The organism is Nitrosomonas oligotropha, assembly GCF_900106555.1.
Lineage (GTDB): Bacteria > Pseudomonadota > Gammaproteobacteria > Burkholderiales > Nitrosomonadaceae > Nitrosomonas > Nitrosomonas oligotropha_A.
In genome coordinates, this window is record NZ_FNOE01000033.1 from 1 (window position 1) to 20,718 (window position 20,718).

The following is a 20,718-nucleotide window of genomic DNA, read 5'->3' on the forward strand; positions in this document are numbered from 1 at the left end:
TTCCTGACGATCCAATAATGTTAAGCGAGTGCGTTTGTGTATGTTCATCTACAGTATTCTCCTGAATACTGTAAACAACGCTAGGAATTCTTACAGATTATCTATAGCTAACTGCGTTTCATAGCTAGGTACATCAAACTTTATAATTCTAAGATTTTTTTGCGAAAGCTTCGGCTGAGCGGCTCCAGTAACGTATCCAGACAAATTGTTGGAGTTAATGAGAAAATTTATAAAATTATTAGTGCTAACTCCTTGTTTGGCTTTAACGATGTGAGCATGGTTGTTGACCCAGAATTGTCCACTCACGACCTGCGCAATTGGTTCATTTCTCGTTACGAGATTTGCGCCATCCTCAGCAACTAGCACATATTCTCCATCAAAAAGGTAACCATCAACATAATCAATAACACTCTGAGCGCCATAATAACGATAGGAGCCTTGTCGCTTCTCTCTCTCCAGTCCACTGAGCGGAATACGAACATGATCGTAAAAGTCGACCAATTCTTGAAATTCGACCCTTCGTAACGTCATATCCCCAGCTCCTCAAAATTCTTTTGGATTTGGGCAGCGAGGAAGGCGGCTTCTTCGTTCAAGCCTTTCAGTTCAATATGAATATCGCGCAACGTTTCTTCGAAGTCGAAATCTTCGTCCTCGATCTCCGGCGCGACGCCGACATAGCGACCGGGCGTTAAGCTCCAGTCATTGGCTTTAATCTCGGCAATATCCACCAGCCTCACCAAGCCTTCGACATCGCGCAGCGCGGCATCGGGGAAGCGTTCTTGCAGCCAGTGCGCTTGCTTGAAAATATAGCGTACTTGCTTTAACTGCTCGACGGCTTCTTTGCGCTCGTCGTCAAATTCCTTGATGAGTTTGTTCAAGCCTTTTTCCGCGCTTTGCTTGGCTTGCTTTTCAGCAAGCTTATAGAACTGGTCGATCTGTTTAATCAGGTCACGGCTGGTTTCCGCCATCGGCTCCAGCTTTTGGGCAGCGTTCATCAAGCCCGCATTGTCACGCGGGGCTTTCTCCCAGTCTCTGTTTTCAGCCTCAATGGCATTTTCGAAGGCTTTGATGTCACTGGCTAATAGCTCAAAGGCCTTACTGGTTTCTTCTTCAACCTGTTCCAGCTTGCCCGCCAGTTTGTCGAACGATGCAATGAAGGCATCCATCGAGGGTTTGGCGGCTTTGGCATCCTCAAGTGTGCGTGTGAGGTAGCTTTCCACCAGTGCCAAGAAGCGCTCTTTTTGTCCGCGATAAAGCCAAACAATGGAAGTCAGGTTGGCCAATTGTTCCGGCGAGAAGTCATAAATCTTGCGCGTGACCTTGCGGTAGACATTGCGCGCATCCAGCATCAGCACTTTATCTTTCATGCCTGCGGGCTTGCTCTTGTTCAGAAACCATAGTTCGCAAGGCACCGAGCGGGTATAAAAGAAGTTGGAACGGATGGCGACCATGCCTTCGACGTGGCCGCTTTCGACCAGCTTGCGGCGCACTTCGGCTTCCTGCCCTCCGGCACTGGATGCTTGCGAAGACATAACGAAACCGGCGCGGCCTTCCTTGTTCAGGTAACTGTAGAAGTACGAAATCCAGAGATAGTTACCGTTGGAGACCGCGCCTTTCTTGTTCACACCGGGTAAGCCGAAAGGCAAACGCGGGTCGTTTTTGATTTTCTCCGCGTCCACGTCATCAACGTTGAACGGCGGGTTGGCCATGACGAAATCGGCCTTACCGAGGAAGTCGTGCGGGTCTTCGTAGTAGGAAATAGCTTTCTGGATTTTGCCTTCCAGACCATGCACGGCTAAGTTCATCTTGGCCAGACGGATAGTGGTCGGGTTTTTCTCCGCGCCGTAGAAGGTGGCAACGTCTTGCGGGTTCTTGTGCATCTTCTCGATGAAGTGCGCGCTTTGCACAAACATACCGCCAGAGCCGCAAGCGGGGTCAATGACTGAGCCATGATCGGGTTCGATAAAATTCACGATCATCTGCACCAGTGAAACGGGTGTGAAAAATTCACCGCCGTCATGGGCGCTCTGGTTGGCAAACTGAGTCAGGAAGTATTCGTAAATACGGCCAAAGATGTCGCCTGTGGCTTTCTTGAGTGCGGAGTCATTGAAGGTGCGCAGCAGATTGCCCAGAACATCGTTATCCAGCTCTTGGTATTCGCTTTTGGGCAGGATGCCTTTCAGGGTTTCGTAGTCGGCCTCGATGGCTTCCATCGCGTCGATGACGGCTTGCGCTCTATCATCGGCATCGGTGAGATTCACCAAATGATCGAACTGCGCTTTCTCCTGAAGGAAAATGGCACCCTTGCTGGAAAAATCTTCCTTCGTTAGCGGGCGGGTAACGCCGCCACGGGAAGGCAACGTGGCCTCGATTTGCGGCTTTACGGCCAGATAGCGGCTATAGGCATGACGAAGAAAAATAAGCCCCATGACGGGCATGAAGTATTCATTGCTGGCGTAGTTGCTGTTTGCGCGTAGGTTATCTGCACTGCCCCAAAGACGTTTCTCTATTGCTTCAATATTCTCTAACTGCGCCATTTAAGTGTCTGTTCCAAAAAAATATCTGTTCGTTTTATTGTTCTTCTCAGATTCTATCGCCAAACTATTAGCAAATCATCCTAGTTAGTCGTAGGGTAAAGGGAACGCCATGCTTTTCCTTGTTTATTGCATCCGTGGCAGCATCGTAAATTACTTTCATCTACTAATGTAGTTATGTTTATTTTTTATAGTGTGCAATCCTGCTTGTTCCAATATCCAGGCTTCTATTTGCGCGGATCGCCGCCAGCCTGCATGACTTTGGGGGCTGTAGTCATAAAAAAACCCGCCACTGGGACGGGTTAGTGATTAATAGTGCTAAGAATTATTCTGTCATTAACATTGTTGCCTTAATCTTCTAAAACCAAACAGCATCAATAGTCCGATAGACATCATTGCATACGCTTCTGGTTCGGGTACAAGCGCAGCGCCGACATCGCCATCGTGAACAGCCCATGCGAACCCATAGTGAGGGATATCGCCTCCCCAGCCTTGGTGACCATTGGCGAAGAAAAAAATCCATCCTAGATCAGGAGTAAACTCCGTACCCGTCCAGTAGAATTGTTCAAAGCCCCCAAAGTAATCCCGGATGTTTGAAAAAAGACTGCTAATACTTAGAATTGGGAAGCCTGCTTTACCGCCCAGTTCGTCATAGAACAAATGCCCCATCTCGCTATGGTTGCAATTGTGACCAGTGCAAGAAGTGTCCGCCGTCGGCAAACGCCAACCCGTAACACCCTCGATGCTAAGGCCTGCGGCCCAAGCTTTGGCGTCGGGCCAGCTCAATACACCATCAGCATCATACCCTGATGTTTTTGCATAATCCGCATCCGCCAGCCAAGTGATATCTATATCCGTATCATACACAGCCAGACCACCCAAACGGGTCTCTAACGCTGCATTCGCATTCGCTAACAATCCAACCGAAAAAACACCGCTGCATAACAGGATTCTTATTAATTTAACCATATACTTTGCTCCCTTTTTGATGATTAAAGTTTTTGTATATAGTTTTTCATCATAGGCTATTCACAATAAATTGCTATAAGGCATTTGCGTAATTTTGCGGTATGAACTGGTTGTGAACTTCTGGATTACATTTCTCAAATCAGAATAGTGTCATAAAATCTTCACAATTCATTCATATAAGTTTCACATTATTTGATTAAACTTTGCCGCAGTTGTAACTACAAAGGAAAAATAATGTACTGCTTAATTAAAGAATGGCCTAACAAAATGGCAACCTTGATGACCGAAGATGGTGTTGTGCTGTGGACTTTCAGCAATATTGAAGAAGCCAGAACAGTTTGGCATGAGTGGTGTTCCCTGCATAAAGACAGCATGGCCAATCAAATTGGAGCACTCGATTAATCAAGGTATTGGATTGAAAAAGCGCTCATTCCCCGTTCTTGCATTCGCTGGCCTGTTTTAGCAAGACATCTCTCGTTCTCGCCGGTTAGAACACCACATCGAAGCACCCCTGCCCAAAACTGCCTTGCTCGTTGACCGTCTTGATCCAAACCGCCATCGCCGCGCGTTTGATGCGGTTGCGTTCGTCGTCGATACCTTTTACTTCCAACACCAGTGTTTTACCGTTGTTCTGTTTCGATATGATGCTTATGCGTTTTTGTGCTAACCATGGCATTGGCGTAAGCTTCTGCTGACATGGTGAACTGTGAAAAGGCTCTGACCGGCTCAGAGCCTTTTTAATGGATTGGAATGCTGTGCGGTTATTTAATCGTGATCGTGGCCGTGGCCTTTACCGGGTTTGTACGATTCGAATTCAAAATTCATCGATTTGCCGCGTTGTCCGAGTACGACGGAAATGACGTCGTCATCATACTGGAGGCAGGGGACCGTCAGTTTGCCATCATGAACCGTCGCATAGCATGCGCTCAGATCAACGACGGAGGTGATCGGACAGCTGGTGACATCGACCAGCTTAACGTCGGTGGCAAAAAGGGTTGCGTTGTACGTGGTGATCACCGCGGTACCGTTTTTGATGACGATATCGGTCGCTGTCGTGTCCGTGCCTAAACCCAGCAGGTTGGTTCCCGCGTTGATAAGACAGGCATTCGCAGCGGCATTGGCGAGATTTTTCACCAGGATTTGCGAGCCCGGCACACTGTTATCCACAATAAAAATAGCTCGGCCTTCAACAGCCACGCTTTCGGCGTGTGAAAGTGATATGCCGGAAAGTGATAGTAGTGCGGCCGATAATGCTGTCAGAAGCGTTTTGTTCATACAATTTTCCTTATTAAAATATTAAGTGACGAGATTTAGCGGTTCTGGGCGAGCCACCCGGTTCTCGTCGATCGGGTGGTGTGCGAAATATTAATTCAGTTTTTGCAATTGTTCTTTCAAGCTGTTGAGTTTTGCGTTGAACGCATTCAGGCGATCTTTTTCCTGCTCCACCACATTGGCTGGTGCACGTTCGACAAAGCTCGGATTGGATAGTTTGGCCTGCGCTTTGGCTATTTCCGTTTCGATGCGGGTAATTTCCTTGCTCAGGCGCTCGCGTTCCGCTGCTACGTCGACTTCAATCTTTAACATCAATTTGAAATCGCGCACGATGGCGACTGGCGCGTCCGCTTCGGGCAGTCCGCCCGGTTGGATTTCCACGCCGGATAATTTCGCCAAAGCCTGCAGATACGGCGAGTAGCCGGATAGCATGGATTGATCACCGGCAGCCAGCAACGGCACTTTGAGCGCTGGCGACACATTCATTTCACCGCGCAAGGTGCGGCAGGCGTTGATCATTTCTTTCAGCAAACCGATATTTTCGATGGCTTGCGGGTTAATGACGGAGGCATTCGCAACCGGGTACGGCTGGCACATAATACTGGCGCCGGATTTTCCCGCCAGCGGCGCGACGGTTTGCCACAATTCCTCGGTGATGAATGGAATGACCGGATGTGCCAGCCGCAGCATGGCTTCCAGTACGCGCACCAAAGTGCGGCGGGTGGCTCGCTGCGCTGCATCTTGATCGGAATTTAACTGGACTTTGGCAAGCTCGACGTACCAGTCGCAATATTCGTCCCACACCAGTTCGTAGATTTCTCGCGCGACCAGGTCGAAACGGTAATTGGTAAAGGCCTGTTCAACAGCTTGCTCCGCTTGCTGTAATCGGCTAATGATCCATTGATCCGCAGCGGAGTAGGCGAGGGGTAATGTTTCATCCAATCCGGTATCTTTTCCTTCACAGTTCATCAGCACGTAGCGTGTCGCATTCCATAACTTGTTACAGAAGTTCCGGTAACCCTCGCAACGTTGCATGTCGAACTTGATATCGCGCCCATGCGAAGCCAGGCTGGCAAACGTGAAGCGCAGGGCATCGGTGCCGAACGCCGGAATGCCGTCGGGGAAATGCTTACGGGTGTTTTTCTCGATCGATTCGGCTTGTTTGGGATTCATCAAACCGGTAGTGCGCTTGGCGATCAAATCGGGTAATGCGATACCGTCAATCAAATCCAGCGGATCGAGCACATTGCCTTTGGATTTGCTCATTTTCTGGCCTTCGGCATCGCGGATCAGGCCGGTGATATACACTTCCCGGAACGGTACCTGGCCGGTGAAATGCAGCGACATCATGACCATGCGCGCAACCCAGAAGAATATGATGTCAAATCCGGTGATCAGCACCGAAGTTGGCAGGAAAGTTTTCAATTCCGCGGCGTCATCCGGCCAACCCAGCGTGGAGAAGGGCCAGAGCGCGGATGAAAACCAGGTATCCAGCACATCGTCGTCCTGTCTCAAATCGCGTTTGCCGGAAAGCTGTTGTGCTTCTTCCAGGTTGTGTGCGACCGTGACGTTGCCGTCTTCGTCGTACCATGCCGGAATGCGGTGTCCCCACCATAATTGGCGCGAAATGCACCAATCCTGGATATTCTCCAGCCACTGATTGTAGACATGCGTCCAGTTGTCCGGCGTGAATTTGACGTCGCCGTTAGCGACAACGTCCAAACCGCGCTTGGCCAAGCCTTCCATGGCGACGTACCATTGATCGGTCAGCATCGGTTCGATGATGGTGTTGGTGCGGTCGCCGCGCGGCGCCATCAGTTTGTGCGGCTTGGTTTCGGCCAGAAAACCCTGTGCTTCCAGGTCGGCCACGATTTTCTTGCGCGCATCGAAGCGATCCATGCCCTGATAGTCCAGCGGCGCCAGATCGTTGATTTTTCCATCTAGCGTAAAGATGCTGATGGGCACCAGATGATGCCGCTGGCCGACTTGGTAATCGTTGAAATCGTGCGCCGGGGTGATTTTTACGCAACCAGTGCCGAATTCCAGATCGACATACGTATCCGCGATGATGGGAATGGTCCGTTCGCATAGCGGCAAGCGCACATGGCGTCCGATCAGATGCTGATAGCGCGGATCGTCCGGATGCACGGCTACGGCGACGTCGCCGAGCATGGTTTCGGGGCGGGTGGTGGCGACGATCAACGCTTCCGTTGGCTCGGTATGATGCATGCCGTCCGCCTGTTCCAGCGGGTAGCGGATATGCCACAACGAGCCGTTTTCCTCGGTCGACACCACTTCCAGATCGGACACCGCGGTTTGCAATACCGGATCCCAATTCACCAGCCGTTTGCCGCGGTAAATGAGTCCTTCACGAAACAGGCGCACGAATACCTCGGTCACAGCGCGCGATAATTCGGCATCCATGGTGAAACGTTCGCGTGTCCAGTCGCAGGAAGTGCCCAGACGACGCATTTGCCGGGTGATGGTGGAGCCGGATTCTTCCTTCCATTGCCAGACTCGCTCCAGAAATGCTTCCCGCCCCATGGTGCGGCGATCGAGTTTCTGTTGATCCAATTGGCGTTCAACGACAATCTGCGTGGCGATACCGGCGTGATCGGTGCCCGGTTGCCACAGTGTGTTGTCGCCCAGCATGCGGTGATAGCGTGTCAGCGCATCCATCAACGTATGCTGGAAAGCATGCCCCATATGCAATGTGCCCGTGACATTGGGCGGCGGCAGCATGATGCAGTAAGCGGATTGGCTGGTTGCCGCATCCGGTTTGAAATACCCCGCTGATTCCCAGATGGAATACCAGCGGTCTTCAATATGTTTCGGGTCAAAGCTTTTTTCGAGTTCCATGGATTTTGAGTGGTATTGAATGGCGCACAAGGTCGCCATTATAGCCGATGGGGTATTGCTGCGGACAATAAGAGCGATGACCTGCTGTGTAGCAACTGGTGAAGCAGATGCCGCCAAAAAGAAGTGCGGCGTGAGCGGCGGTTATTTAATTTGCTTGGACAAGCGGGTTTCCAATGCATGCGCCAGTGCTTTCCGGTCCTGCACGTCCATGTCGATATGCGCGTCTTCCAGCGCGGCATCGAGAATCTGGCGAATGGGCGTTAAGCGCGTCGGTTGCGGCTGTATCACGGCGGGATGAAGAAACACGGCATCGGTCAGCAGCGGTATTGCATCCGCGCCAATTACAGGGGTTGTTTTATCGATTTCCGGCGCTTTGCCAGCGGGTGCGGTACCCACGATCTTGCCTTGATTCTGGTATTTTCCCAGCAGGCTGCGAAACTTAACCATGATCTCGGTATCGTCGAAATCCGCTGCGGTTTTATCGTCACTCATGATAGGAAAATCAACGGTTTCATTTAATTATCCAGTTGGAAGTGTTGTAGCGGATAACCGGCATCTTTATAGAAACGATAGCGCTCACGAGCGACTTGCTTGTCTTCCGGCGAGTTACCCGCAATTTCGATGAGCCGGTTGAATTGATCGAAAGAGGGCGGCTGCTCGCGGTGCAGATTCAGCAGAACATCGAATGGCATATCCGGTGGTATGCGGTCGCTCAGAATCGCTGGCGTGGCGCTGACCAGTGCAATGTCTTCGTGAATATGGCAATGCGGAATAAAGCTGGTGGGCGAGAACGTCCACAGCAGTTCGTCCAATTGTTTGAGCAGGGTTGCATCGGGCGTATAAATCAATATTTTCATATTTTGCTGCAATGCCTTGGCGCAAAGCCGGCAAGCTGTTTGCAACTTATTGACCGATCCCGAATAAAAATAAATCTGTGTCATCGAATCACTGTCTAGTTGAGCGCGCGATCGTGAGTATTTTTTTATACGCTCCGCAACGGCTAATTAATTCATGACAGTGGTTGATGGTGCAGCTTCTTCAGCTGCGAGCCACAAATTAATCAGCGGTGCGAAAGTGCGGCTAGCTGGTTGCTTTCGCTTGTGAAATCAGGAATTGCGTCAACAGCGGCACCGGACGCCCGGTTGAGCCTTTATCTTTACCGGATTTCCACGCTGTGCCTGCGATGTCGAGGTGTGCCCAGCGGTATTTCTTGGTAAAACGCGACAAAAAGCACGCCGCTGTGATGGTTCCTGCAGCGCGTCCGCCGATATTAGCGATGTCGGCAAAGTTACTTCTCAGCAGATCCTGGTATTCATCCCACAACGGTAACTGCCAGGCACGGTCGGCAGCTTGTTCTCCCGCGGCTAGTAATTCCTGCGCCAGCTTGTCATCGTTGCTCATCAAGCCGGTGGTGAAATTGCCGAGTGCAATGACGCATGCGCCGGTCAATGTAGCGATATCGATCACTACTTTCGGGTTATAGCGCTCTGCGTAAGTCAGCGCATCGCATAGAATCAACCGTCCTTCCGCATCGGTGTTGAGAATCTCGATGGTCTGGCCGGACAGGCTGGTGACCACATCGCCCGGTTTGGTTGCTTTGCCGCCAGGCATATTTTCGGTGGCTGGGATAATTCCCACCACATTGATGGGCAGCTTCATTTCCGCGACCGCTTGCAGGGTACCCAATACACTGCCGGCGCCGCTCATGTCGAACTTCATTTCATCCATTTCAGCAGCGGGTTTGAGCGAGATGCCGCCGGTATCGAAGGTCACTCCTTTACCCACCAGAACCACCGGATTTTCCTTTTTGGCCGCGCCGTGATATTCCAGCACGATCAGTTTTGCCGGTTGCTCACTGCCGCGTGCGACTGCCAGAAGAGAACCCATGCCGAGTTTCTCCATGTCTTTTTCTTCCAGCACGGAGGCCTTCAGCTTGTGGGATTTGGCAAGATCCTTGGCCTGCTTGGCGAGATACGTGGGGGTGCAAATGTTCGGCGCGAGATTACCTAAATCTTTGGCCAGATTCATACCATGCGCAATCGCTATACTTTGTTGCAGGGCGGCTTCGCAAGCGGCCAGTTCGGTGCGGTTGTCAATGCACATGATCAGTTTGCGCAGGCTGCTCTGGTTATTATCCGGTTTGCTTTTCAGCTGATCGAAACGGTAGCCGCTGCTGATTGCTGCAATCACGGTTTGATTGACTTTCCAGGCGTTGGTTTTGTCTTTGACGGGAAAATCGGATAAAAACAGTGTGGCATCGGTTACTGCGGTTTTTTGCAGCGCATTCAAAGTGGTGCCGAGCGCCGACAAGAATGTTTTTTCCTTGAATTCCTGTTCCTTACCCAGACCGATCAGCAATACTCTTTTAAACAAAGTGTCCGGGACGTTATGCAGTAACAGCGAAGTATTCGCTTTACCGTCCATGTCGCCCGATGCCAGGATATTTTTGATATATCCTTGGGTGATTGTATCCAGAACTTTTGCTGAATCCGACAGTTTTCTTGATTCAAAAATACCGATGACTGCACAGGCGCCGCGTTGTTTTTCCGGGGTGCCTATTTTTATTCCAAATTCCACATTAAACTCCTTCATCCAGAATGCTCTTGCGAGCCATTTGCTTATGTAACTTAACTATGAGTACAACCGGTTATCGTGTAATCGCTTTGCCTGCGATAAGCAAAATAATGTCAACACACGTCAAATAACATAATAACATCAGCTTGATTGAAAAGCTGAATAGTTGTACTGCTGTAAAGGAAATAGGCGGGAAACGCCTGCGAATTATTGCGAATGGCGTAAATTAAAATAAGTTAATATACTGTCTTTATTTTATAATCAGCAACAATTATCATATTATTCAACAATATATGATTATTATCTAACACGAAGGATAATAAGTGATTGATGATGCATTGAAAAGACGCTTGAATCATTGCACGGCGTTGCCTAGTTTACCGGCTGTAGCCGTCAAAATAATTGAAATGGCGAATGATCCCGATGCCGATATTGGTGCCGTTTGCCAGTATATTTCATTGGATCCGGTGCTGTCGGCAAAACTGTTGCGTACAGCAAACACACCGTTATATAAATCCCGCCGGGTGGCAACCAATATCCGTCAAGCCGTCAGTATTCTGGGTACGCACACCGTCCTTGTGATCGCTCTATCCTTTTCACTGACCCATTCACTGATGAAAAACCCGGTGCCGAATCACGGCGCGGTTTTTGACAGTACGATTTTTTGGCGTCGTTCCATCGCATCGGCGCTTGCCGCGCGTGCGCTGGGAGAAAAACTTGAGTTGAGCTATCTGGACGATTTATTTCTGGCCGGATTAATTCAAGAAATCGGCATTCTGGCTTTCTGGGTCATCATGCCGGAAGAGTACGGTAAGGTTTTTGCGTCGACTTCGGATCACGATGTTTTGCTGAATAGCGAACGCGAGGTATTCGGCGCGGGGCACGATGAGCTGGGTTATGCGTTGCTGAAAAGATGGCATATTCCGGATTACATCGCGTTGTCCTGCATCAATAGCCATTCGCAGCCGGAACCCAAGAGTCTGGGGCCGACACTGCAATCGTGTCTGGCGGTTTCCCGTTATCTGGCCGACTACTTTCTCTATCCGCATGAGGCCGAAAAAATGACCGCGTTGAACCAAGCGGCGCAAGACTGGCTCGGATTTGACGCGAATGTGCTCATCGACGTGATTAAAATCATGGAAGTCGGGCTGAATGCGGTGGAAGATTTATTTGAAATGAACATTCATGATCCAGCGGAAGTCAGTGGAATTCTCGCCGAAGCCAAGGAATTGCTGATGATTCATGATTTATCCCGGATGCGGGATCTGGAAGATAAGTCGCAGCGGGATGGTTTAACCGGCGCCTATAATCGCACCTATTTTGACGAAACGTTACGGCGCGAATTCAATCTGGCAGTGCAATACAATCTGCCGTTGACGATTGCCATCATCGACCTTGATCATTTTAAGAATGTTAACGATACTTATGGCCACGTTGCGGGAGACTCATTACTGGCCATGGTGGTCAAAACGGTTTTTGATCAAATCCGTCAGGATGACACTCTGAGCCGTTACGGAGGAGAGGAATTTGCCTTGATTCTTCCCGGCACGGCGGTGGCGGCTTCAAGAAATCTCATTGCCCGGCTAAAAGATTCGATCGCGGAAATCGCGTATAAATTTGACGGCCGCAGCACCATTCGTATCACGGCATCGATCGGTGTCGCCGGATATCTGGAAAATGCGGCACAAATACGCGACCCGCGCGATCTGATCAAAGCGGCTGATTCCGCGCTCTATGCCGCCAAGCACGCGGGCCGGAATCAGATTATGGAATGGGACGGTAACGCCTGATAGTTTTTTCAACCTGAAATACTGCATTTAATACTCTTTACGACCTTATGAATTTGATTATCCAAGGATTGGATGTTAACAACAGCGATCTGCGCGAGCTGGCGAAGTTATCGCATGCCGACGCTATCGAACGGATTACCGGGCAAGCTTTCCGGTTGACCCATGCAACGCATTCCGATGCGGTACCGGAATATTGCGCGCAGGCCGAACTGGATTTTGCGTTTGTGAATGCGGCAACGAAACTTTCCGATTTCAAATTGATTGCCATGGACATGGATTCGACCTTGCTGGCGATTGAGTCGATTGACGAAATTGCCGACATGCAGCAGATCAAACCGCAAGTGGCCGCCATCACCGTGCAAACCATGCGGGGTGAGATCAGCTTTGAGGAAAGTCTGACACGGCGTACGGCTTTATTGCGCGGCGTGCACCAGGATGACTTGCAGAAAGTCTACGATGAGCGCGTAAAGCTCAGTCCGGGCGCGGAAAGAATGTTACAGCTGGCAAAGCAATCCGGCATCAAGACCATGGTAATTTCCGGCGGTTTTACATTTTTCACCGAGCGGATCAAGACAAAGCTGCAACTCGATTTTGCCGCGGCCAATGTGCTGGAAATAGAGAATGAACGGCTGACCGGAAAGGTAGCCGGAGAAATTATCGGCAGAGAAGGCAAGGCGCAAGTGCTGAAGCAAGTTTGCGCGGAATTGGGGGTGCAGCGTGAACAAGTCATCGCCATCGGAGACGGCGCCAATGATCTGGCGATGCTGGCCGAAGCGGGCGTTGGCATTGCTTATCATGCTAAACCCATTGTCAAACAGCAGGCGACGTATTCGATCGATTATGTCGGATTGGACGGCGTCACCAATTTATTCGCATGAACCGCAGCCGTGCAACGGTAATGCATCGATTCTAGTAATCCGGTTCATACATCAGCGACCGGATATAGCTGTTCAAATCTTCCGGTAATGCCGATTCCGCTAATCCTTCATTCATCGCCACCCGGCAAACGGCGGCTGCAATCGCGAGCGATACATCGCGTACCCGGGTTAATGCCGGATACACCGAGCCATTGCGGATTTCCGATTCGGTGACCGTGTTTGCCAGCACCTCGGCGGCGGTCAGAAACATGCTTTGCGTCACCAGCCGCGCAGCGCTGGCGGTGACACCCAGGCCGATACCCGGAAAAATATAGGCGTTGTTTCCCTGCGCCGGCTTGAAAACGGTATCTCCATAGCGCACCGGGTCAAACGGGCTGCCGCTGGCGAAGATAACCCGCCCGTCGCTCCATTGATAAGCTTGTTCAGCGGTGCATTCGGTGTGCGATGTCGGGTTCGATAGGGCGATGATCACCGGACGCTCATTCACCGCCGCCATCCTGCGTACAATAGCTTCGTTGAACGTACCGGCCACACCGGTTGCGCCAATTAATACATCCGGCTTGATCTCATCGATAGCCTCGGCAAAACTGCACGCCGCATGTGCTTGAATGAAAGGTTTGATGCGCGGTTTGATGTTCTCATTCGCCGTGGTGATTAATCCTTTCCGGTCGATGAACCATAATCGTCTCTGCGCTTCTGCGTTGCTGAGACCGGCTTTGACAAACGCATCCACGGCCAATTCCGCCGTCCCGCTGGCGGCCGATCCTGTCCCGAGAAACATGATATTCAGATCGGCGAATTGCTTTCCAGTAATGCGGCACGAGGTGTAAATGCCCGCCAGCGTCACGGCGGCGGTACCTTGAATATCGTCGTTAAAACAGCGCACTTGTCCGTTGTAGCGTTCCAGAAATTCAAACGCATGGGGTGTCAGGAAATCCTCAAATTGTATGACGGCGTGGGGGTAACGTAATTGCACGGCCTGGACAAACTCATCAACCAGGGCACGGTAGGTAGCAGCGTCAATGCGGGGGTGGGGATAACCCAGGTACAGTGGATCTTCGCGTAACGCTACGTTATTCGTGCCGACGTCGAGCATGACCGGCATGCATTGCGCCGGATGGATGCCGGCGCAGGCGACGTATAAAGCCACTTTGCCGATCGGTATTCCCATGCCATTTGCGCCCAAGTCGCCCAAACCCAGGATACGCTCTCCATCCGTGACGACAATGACGCGTATATCTTCCTCCGGCCAGTTTCTCAGAATCGTGGCGATTTCGCCGCGATCTTCAGGTGTGATATAGAATCCCTGCGGTTTTCTGAAGATGTGCGCAAATTTCTTGCAAGCTTCGCCGACCGTGGGGGTGTAGACCAACGGCATGATTTCTTCGATGTGGTCGATCATGGTGCGGTAAAAAAGCCGTTGGTTGCGCTCCAGTAAGGCATTTAGAAAGATATATTTTTCTATGGCGCTGCTTTTGCAGCGCATACTGCCTAAGACGCGCTCGATTTGTTTGTGCATGCTGGCCACTTCATAGGGCAGTAATCCCCGCAAACCGAACCGTTCCCGCTCTTCCCGCGTAAATGCTGTTGATTTTGTGAGTCCCGGATCGGTTAACAATGCTTTGCCGTATAAATTTTTCATTTTGATCCCTATCTCCCTAATAGCCAGCGGGGTTTGCCATGACCAGTACGCTACAAAACCGCTTAATTTGCTGCAAAGTTGGACAATCCGGAAAACCGAAGATAAACTAGTTTCCATCTAAGATACGCTTGACAATAGTATCTGTGGAACACTGTTACAATCCATCTCAGCCATGGATCAATTCTTTTTAATCAGCACTGAGGTAATTTCAATACATTATGAGTCAATCGCCATTTCCAATGCCGGATCCTAGTTTATATACTGAAGAAGAAATAGCAAACCTGGTTCATACATTTTACGCAAAAGCCCGGAAAGATCCTGGGCTGGGACCCATTTTCGAGGCCCATGTCATCGATTGGGATGCGCATTTTGTACAGATGATCAATTTCTGGTCGGCGCAATTGCGCGGTACCAGCCGGTTCCGCGGCGCACCGATGCCTAAGCATATCGCTTTGCCCGATCTCAATGCGGCATTGTTTGAGCGCTGGTTGCAACTGTTTAAAGAGACAACCAAGGAACTGGGTAATCCGGACTTGCAGCAGCAGGCCAATGCCATTGCGACGTTCATCGCGGGCCGGTTGTGGCAGGGTTATCAAATGAGTAATTACCCGGATAAACAGCCGGTTGCACTTCATACAGCATAGTTCTCAATAACCTTGCGGGATTGATTTTGAGAAGCATCAAAAGCAAGATTATCGTTTTTTCCATTCTGGCCACACTGATCCCTTCACTGGGATTGGGCATATTGTCGTTTCAACAAAATGAAACGATGATCAACGAGAATGTCACCCGCGAGTTGCGTGCTTTGGCCAATTATGCCAGCCGGGAACTGGAGCTGTGGATTAAGGAACAGAATCTGACGGTCCGGGAACTGGCGACATCCAAGATTCTGATCGAGGGATTGTCTAAAGACAATCAAGCGCAAGCGCGGAAAAACAAACTCAAAGTGCAGCGGAAGGGACTGGAGCTGTACTTGCAATCCGTGCATAAGCGGCTGGAAACCGTTCTGGAATTAACGGTGGTCGATGTGGAAGGGGGAATACTCGCCAGTAACGTGGAGTCGCCTTTCCCGGTAAAGCTTTCGCCGGATTGGCCGCAAGACGCATCGATTCAAGGGGAAGTCGTCGCACCACCGCAATGGAATGCGGATTACGCAACGGCCGTACTGAGTATTGCAGTTCCCATATTATCGGTGGACGATTTTATTTTGGGTGCGCTGATCGTAACGTTTGATTTGCGGGACATCCAGTCAAACTTAAAGGACAAGATCAAATCGCCGCCCGGCGATGTCCTGCTCCTGGACAAGGATGGCAATGTCATGCTGGCCAGCGATGCTGCGATTGTCAATCCGGAGAACCCAGTGTCGCTTGATCCCGCGGTAATAGAGCGATTGCGCAATAATCCGGGAGAATACGAGATATTCCAAGGGCCGCGGCAGGAAAAGGTTGCCGGTCTGGCGTATATGTCGGAAAAACCGCTGATTACTATCATTGCGACCAGAAGTCATCAATTGATCTATGCTTTTTGGGAACAGCAACGCAATTTATTCGTGGGTCTGATCAGTATCATCATCCTGGTGGTCGCCGCCATCGCGTTCCAAATGAGTCATGCGATTGTCGTTCCATTGCGAAGATTGATCGATGCCACCGGAAAAATTGTGCAAGGCGATCTTAACGTTGAATTGACGAGCATGCAGCGCAATGAACTTGGGCAGCTGACGCAGATGTTTAATCAGATGACGAATCAGTTGCGGCTGGATCAAGCGAAAATCGAGGAAGCGAGCGCCGCCATGCAGCAAAAGAACGCGCTCTTGGAAACGCTATCGGTTACCGACAGCCTTACCGGGTTGTTTAACCGCAATAAACTGAATGCCATCATCAATGATCAGTTGGCACGATATGAGCGGAACAAGCGCCCGTTTTCCGTCCTGATGATTGATGTCGATCATTTCAAAACATTGAACGATAGTCTCGGCCATGTCGCCGGCGATGAAATCATTGCAGGGATTGCAAGAAAGATCTCGCAATCGATCCGCAACGTCGATTTTGCAGCCCGTTTTGGCGGCGATGAATTCATTATCATTCTGGCGGATACTGCGATCAGTGAAGCGCTGAAGACTGCGGAGCGCATCCGGGCACATGCGGCAAGTGTACATTGCAGCACGATCAGCAAGACGTTCAAAGTAACGCTCAGTATCGGCGTCATTCAAAGTGAACCGGAAGACACATCACTGACTATTTTGTTATCCCGGGTCGACGGTGCGTTGTATGAAGCTAAGCGCTCGGGGCGCGATCGAGTGTACTGCGTACAGCCTAAATCCGATTCAGCCACATAGTAGGCTTGCGGGCCATTGAAAAAACGGTTTGCATTGCCGCTGCAATGAATTAACAAACTCATCGTGCATCATCACGCGTAGACCGCGCTTTCTTGCTTGCTTCGCCTCTCGGATGTTTCTCAACGGCCTGTTAAGGATGGTGATTTTTGCCGGCTTCAAGACCGGTATTGAGAACCCAGCCTTGTTTCTCGTCGACTTGAACGCGCAACCATGAACCCTGACTGGCATTCGCGATGACCACGGTATTTTTTTTCAATGTGGTCAATAATTGCGCATTGGCGCTAGGCATTTTGCGTAAATTGATGTTTGCCTTGGCGTGCAATTTTATCGGTGTATGAAATTCCAGCAGCGAGTTATTTTCATCGGCCGTTTTTTTGTGATTGGGGGTTGTGATCAAGCTGATCAATTGCTTGGCCTGGGTAATATAATTCATGGCCGAGGCATATTGATCCTTGGCAAACAGTATCGAGGCGGTATCGACCAAATGCTTGGCTTGAATTTGCAGCACCTGGTTCGCTGGAGAAACTTTCGTTTGCTTCAGATTTGCCAGCGCCACCTCGGTTTCCGCGATGGCGGAAGCCGTGCCAGGCTTGGTGGCGAGTCTGTGCAGCTTGACTTGCGCCCGCGTTGCTTCCTTGTTGACTTCTCGCAGAACTTGCGCCTGGTTTTGCTGGCGTATTTGCTGATTCTTGATTAATTCATCTTTTTCCGCGAGCAATTTTTCCAGGCGAGCGATTTCCTTGCGCAGATTTTCTTCCTGTGAAGAAGTGACGGGTGCTGCTTCAATAACCGGGGGAGGAAGTTGCTCCTGGGAAGCGCATCCGGCGAAATTCAGGGCAATAGTGATAAGAATCAGCAGATTCGATAGTGAATAAGCTTTTTTACAAAGACGTGGTAATGATGCATGAAACCAAAACTTTATCGTCTTATTGTTCTGTAATTCTGACTGATTCAGCATACTATCTTCCCGGTAGATTTTATCGCTGTATCCGTATAGGTTTGAGCTACGAATAGTGAAATGCGATGGGTTTCAGTGGATACGAGAAAAATAAGATTCTCAGTTGATTATTTTATAATCTGGTAAATCAAGCATTCATAAAGAACGCAAAAGGTACCAAAATTAAGTGTACTGAAGAATCGACCGGTTTTCCAGGTGTTCAGGCATACTGGGAGAAAGAAATTCGCTGTATGCATTTTTATTGTTTCAAAATACAATGTGGTACTGTCACTATCCAGGTACTGTGCAAACTTTCTTACTTTGTTAAAGCTCCTGAATATATTACTACTTTTATGGAGGTGTCATGTATCAGCGAATTTTAGTGCCGGTTGACGGCAGTGCAACATCCGGGCGCGCATTGGCCGAAGTGATTAAATTTGCGCAACAGCACAAGGCACACGTGGAAGTGGTTCATGTACTGGAGGAAATCGGGTATTTTGATGAGGAGAATTATCTCAATTATGCCGAAATGGTCGATTCGTTGAGACGCAGCGGCGAGAAAATACTTGCCGAAGCACAGATGAAATTAAAGCAGGCCGGAGTGCCGGTGGAGACAAAGTTACTCGAAACCAATGGGGAACGTGTCGCCCATGTGATTACCGCCGAAGCGAAAAATACGCAAGCGGATCTGATCATTGTAGGGACCCATGGCCGATCCGGTTTTAGCCGTATGCTGCTGGGTAGTGTTGCAGAAGGGATATTGCGCACGGCGGATATCCCGATTCTTCTGATCCGTGGCGGTTGATCTTCGCCATCAAGAATAAGTCTACGTATTCATTAAGAAAATCAGATTATGGAAAATTACGAAGCATTACTCACGACAATCGCCTTGATGATGGGTGTTTCCTGGGCGAGCGGTATCAATCTGTATGCGGTTTTGCTGGTATTGGGCTGGGGTGGTTCGACCGGTCATATTGACCTGCCAGCCGAGCTGACGGTATTGGAAGACCCATTGGTGATCGGCGCCGCTGCCGTGATGTATTTCATCGAATTTTTTATCGACAAAATACCCGGTGTGGATTCCGCCTGGGATTCCATTCAAACGTTTGTGCGCATTCCGGCTGGCGCCATGCTGGCGGCAGGCGCGGTCGGCGATGTGACGCCGGCGCTTGAGATTGCAGCGGGTATTCTGGGGGGCAGCTTGGCCGCTACAAGTCATGCGACCAAAGCAGGTACAAGGTTGTTGATCAATACCTCCCCCGAGCCTTTTACCAACTGGTCGGCCTCGCTTACCGGGGATTTCTTGGTGTTTTCAGGCATGTGGACCGCAGTAAAGCACCCGGAAATCTTTCTCATCCTGTTGATCATTTTTATCGGCATTGCCATTTGGTTACTGCCGAAGTTATGGCGTTTGATCAAAGTGTTGCTCGCCAGAATAGGAAAATTTTTTGGTTTCGTGAATACCGGACCGGTTACCTCAGCTGAATTAGACACGGGCATTTCCGTGCATAGACATCATCACCTGTCGGCCTTGGAACGGTTACAACAACTGCGCGACCAAGGGGCTCTGACGGAACAGGAATTTGAGCAGCAAAAAGAAAAAATTCTGAACGATGGTAACCATTGAGCCCATCCTGCCTTGGCAGTGTTGTGCGAAATAGTGTAACGCCTTTATCAATGCGTGACGGAAGAGTGTTTTTCTAATCCTGAATTTTATGCAACGCCGCTGGGATATTTTTTGCACGGTTGTCGATAACTTTGGCGATATCGGTGTATGTTGGCGTTTGGCAAAGCAATTGACACAGGATCATAACCAGAAGGTGCGGTTATGGGTCGATGATTTACTCTGTTTTTCTTGCATTGCACCGGACGTAAATGCGGAAATTCAACAGCAAAACGTGCAAGGCGTTGAAGTCTGCCATTGGCAAACGGTGTTCCTGGATGTTGAACCGGCTGACGCGGTGATTGAAGCATTCGCCTGCGAGCTGCCTGATGTATATATTGCCGCGATGGTGCGCAAGCACAAGCGGCCCGTCTGGATTAATCTGGAATATCTCAGTGCCGAGCCTTGGGTCGCGCAATATCACGGCTTGCCTTCACCGCATCCGCGTTTTCCTTTAAGCAAGACATTCTTTTTTCCTGGATTTGTGAAGGGCACGGGCGGATTGTTGCGGGAAAAGAATTTACTGACGCAAAGAGAAGTTTTTGATGGTGTTGCAAAGCGATTGTTTTTGGATCAAAAGGGCCTGTGTGAGTGCCGGACCGATGAGATCCGCATCGCGCTGTTTTGTTACGATTCAGCGCCGATTGAGAACCTGATCGGGCTGTTGTCAGACTCTTTAAATCCGGTTTTGCTGATTGTACCGCAGGGGCGTGCGGCGGATCGCATCGTGGCAATCTTAAGTCATGCAGCCTCACCCGATGAGTCATTAATCAAACATAAGCAGTTAACCGTACAGATCGTTCCATTTATGGCGCAAAATGATTACGACCGGTTGCTGTGGAGCTGCGATATCAATTTTGTGCGCGGTGAAGATTCCTTTGTCCGTGCGCAGTGGGCAGGCAATCCTTTTATTTGGAATATTTATCCGCAGGCCGAAGGCGTGCATTGGAAAAAGCTGGAAGCGTTTCTTGATCTTTATACTGTGGATATGCCGCCGGAAATGGCCATCGCGGTGCGTGAAATGTGGTTTTGCTGGAATGGCGGGAAGGCATTAAATGCTACCGTGTGGATGAACTTCTTGGCACTGCGTGAGTCTCTGATGCAGCATAATAAAAAATGGATTAAACAATTGCTCGAGCAGGATGATTTAGTATCCGGTCTGGTGCAGTTTGTTGAAAATCAGCTATAATTCGCCGTTTTTGAATCGGATGTTGGCGCTACAACATAACATCAACTTTGCATATAACTTAATTTTGGAACTGACA

The 20,718-nt window shown here is 49.9% G+C and carries 19 protein-coding genes; 8 read left to right on the forward strand and 11 right to left on the reverse strand.

Going from position 1 to position 20,718, the window contains the following annotated elements; all coding sequences use genetic code 11:
* Window positions 1–90: 90 nt before the first annotated feature.
* From BLU57_RS13360 to BLU57_RS13370, 3 genes are all read right to left on the reverse strand, one after another.
* Window positions 91–531, reverse strand: coding sequence for a restriction endonuclease subunit S (locus tag BLU57_RS13360; RefSeq protein WP_090321864.1), 441 nt, complete (start codon window positions 529–531; stop codon window positions 91–93).
* Entirely contained in the window at window positions 528–2,537 is a 2,010-nt protein-coding gene (locus BLU57_RS13365) for a class I SAM-dependent DNA methyltransferase (RefSeq protein ID WP_090321867.1), read from the reverse strand. Before BLU57_RS13365 ends, BLU57_RS13360 begins: the two co-directional genes overlap by 4 nt.
* A gap of 333 nt (window positions 2,538–2,870) precedes the next feature.
* Complete coding sequence (locus BLU57_RS13370; RefSeq protein WP_090321927.1) at window positions 2,871–3,503, reverse strand: PEP-CTERM sorting domain-containing protein; 633 nt, start codon at window positions 3,501–3,503, stop codon at window positions 2,871–2,873.
* Window positions 3,504–3,737: 234 nt separating this feature from the next.
* Here BLU57_RS13370 and BLU57_RS16120 point away from each other — a divergent pair, with 234 nt between their 5' ends.
* Window positions 3,738–3,905, forward strand: a complete 168-nt coding sequence (locus tag BLU57_RS16120) for a hypothetical protein (protein ID WP_176776455.1) — start codon at window positions 3,738–3,740, stop codon at window positions 3,903–3,905.
* 85 nt (window positions 3,906–3,990) lie between these two features.
* Here BLU57_RS16120 and BLU57_RS13375 read toward each other — a convergent pair whose 3' ends face one another.
* The 6 genes from BLU57_RS13375 to BLU57_RS13400 all read right to left on the reverse strand — a co-directional run bounded on the left by BLU57_RS13375 (window position 3,991) and on the right by BLU57_RS13400 (window position 10,211).
* On the reverse strand, window positions 3,991–4,179 hold the full coding sequence (locus BLU57_RS13375) for a hypothetical protein (protein WP_090321870.1): 189 nt from the start codon (window positions 4,177–4,179) through the stop codon (window positions 3,991–3,993).
* An 89-nt stretch (window positions 4,180–4,268) separates the two neighbouring features.
* Window positions 4,269–4,778, reverse strand: coding sequence for a hypothetical protein (locus BLU57_RS13380; protein WP_090321873.1), 510 nt, complete (start codon window positions 4,776–4,778; stop codon window positions 4,269–4,271).
* A 90-nt stretch (window positions 4,779–4,868) separates the two neighbouring features.
* Window positions 4,869–7,634, reverse strand: coding sequence for a valine--tRNA ligase (locus BLU57_RS13385; RefSeq protein ID WP_090321875.1), 2,766 nt, complete (start codon window positions 7,632–7,634; stop codon window positions 4,869–4,871).
* Between the two features lie 141 nt (window positions 7,635–7,775).
* Window positions 7,776–8,126: a hypothetical protein gene (locus tag BLU57_RS13390; protein ID WP_090321878.1), complete on the reverse strand. Its 351-nt coding sequence runs from the start codon at window positions 8,124–8,126 to the stop codon at window positions 7,776–7,778.
* A 23-nt stretch (window positions 8,127–8,149) separates the two neighbouring features.
* Complete coding sequence (locus tag BLU57_RS13395; RefSeq protein WP_090321881.1) at window positions 8,150–8,575, reverse strand: DNA polymerase III subunit chi; 426 nt, start codon at window positions 8,573–8,575, stop codon at window positions 8,150–8,152.
* 139 nt (window positions 8,576–8,714) lie between these two features.
* Window positions 8,715–10,211, reverse strand: coding sequence for a leucyl aminopeptidase (locus tag BLU57_RS13400; protein WP_090321930.1), 1,497 nt, complete (start codon window positions 10,209–10,211; stop codon window positions 8,715–8,717).
* A 320-nt stretch (window positions 10,212–10,531) separates the two neighbouring features.
* Between BLU57_RS13400 and BLU57_RS13405 the strand changes: the two genes are divergently transcribed.
* Window positions 10,532–11,998, forward strand: coding sequence for a sensor domain-containing diguanylate cyclase (locus BLU57_RS13405; protein WP_090321883.1), 1,467 nt, complete (start codon window positions 10,532–10,534; stop codon window positions 11,996–11,998).
* A gap of 47 nt (window positions 11,999–12,045) precedes the next feature.
* Window positions 12,046–12,876, forward strand: a complete 831-nt coding sequence (gene serB / locus BLU57_RS13410) for a phosphoserine phosphatase SerB (RefSeq protein ID WP_090321886.1) — start codon at window positions 12,046–12,048, stop codon at window positions 12,874–12,876.
* Window positions 12,877–12,907: 31 nt separating this feature from the next.
* Here the strand turns inward: serB and BLU57_RS13415 are convergent, their stop codons facing one another.
* Entirely contained in the window at window positions 12,908–14,518 is a 1,611-nt protein-coding gene (locus tag BLU57_RS13415) for an NAD-dependent malic enzyme (RefSeq protein WP_090321889.1), read from the reverse strand.
* A gap of 218 nt (window positions 14,519–14,736) precedes the next feature.
* Between BLU57_RS13415 and BLU57_RS13420 the strand changes: the two genes are divergently transcribed.
* Window positions 14,737–15,162, forward strand: coding sequence for a group III truncated hemoglobin (locus BLU57_RS13420; protein ID WP_090321891.1), 426 nt, complete (start codon window positions 14,737–14,739; stop codon window positions 15,160–15,162).
* 26 nt (window positions 15,163–15,188) lie between these two features.
* The gene (locus tag BLU57_RS13425; RefSeq protein WP_256206297.1) at window positions 15,189–16,853 is read left to right on the forward strand and encodes a sensor domain-containing diguanylate cyclase; all 1,665 of its coding nucleotides are present in this window, start codon (window positions 15,189–15,191) and stop codon (window positions 16,851–16,853) included.
* Window positions 16,854–16,983: 130 nt separating this feature from the next.
* Here the strand turns inward: BLU57_RS13425 and BLU57_RS13430 are convergent, their stop codons facing one another.
* The gene (locus BLU57_RS13430) at window positions 16,984–17,811 is read right to left on the reverse strand and encodes an SH3 domain-containing protein (RefSeq protein ID WP_090321893.1); all 828 of its coding nucleotides are present in this window, start codon (window positions 17,809–17,811) and stop codon (window positions 16,984–16,986) included.
* Window positions 17,812–18,154: 343 nt separating this feature from the next.
* Here BLU57_RS13430 and BLU57_RS13435 point away from each other — a divergent pair, with 343 nt between their 5' ends.
* From BLU57_RS13435 to earP, 3 genes are all read left to right on the forward strand, one after another.
* Window positions 18,155–18,595 carry a universal stress protein gene (locus BLU57_RS13435; protein ID WP_090321896.1) on the forward strand — a complete coding sequence of 147 codons (441 nt, stop codon included), beginning with the start codon at window positions 18,155–18,157 and terminating at the stop codon, window positions 18,593–18,595.
* Window positions 18,596–18,643: 48 nt separating this feature from the next.
* The gene (locus BLU57_RS13440; RefSeq protein WP_090321898.1) at window positions 18,644–19,417 is read left to right on the forward strand and encodes a DUF4126 family protein; all 774 of its coding nucleotides are present in this window, start codon (window positions 18,644–18,646) and stop codon (window positions 19,415–19,417) included.
* 88 nt (window positions 19,418–19,505) lie between these two features.
* Complete coding sequence (gene earP, locus BLU57_RS13445) at window positions 19,506–20,642, forward strand: elongation factor P maturation arginine rhamnosyltransferase EarP (protein ID WP_090321900.1); 1,137 nt, start codon at window positions 19,506–19,508, stop codon at window positions 20,640–20,642.
* Window positions 20,643–20,718 lie beyond the last annotated feature (76 nt).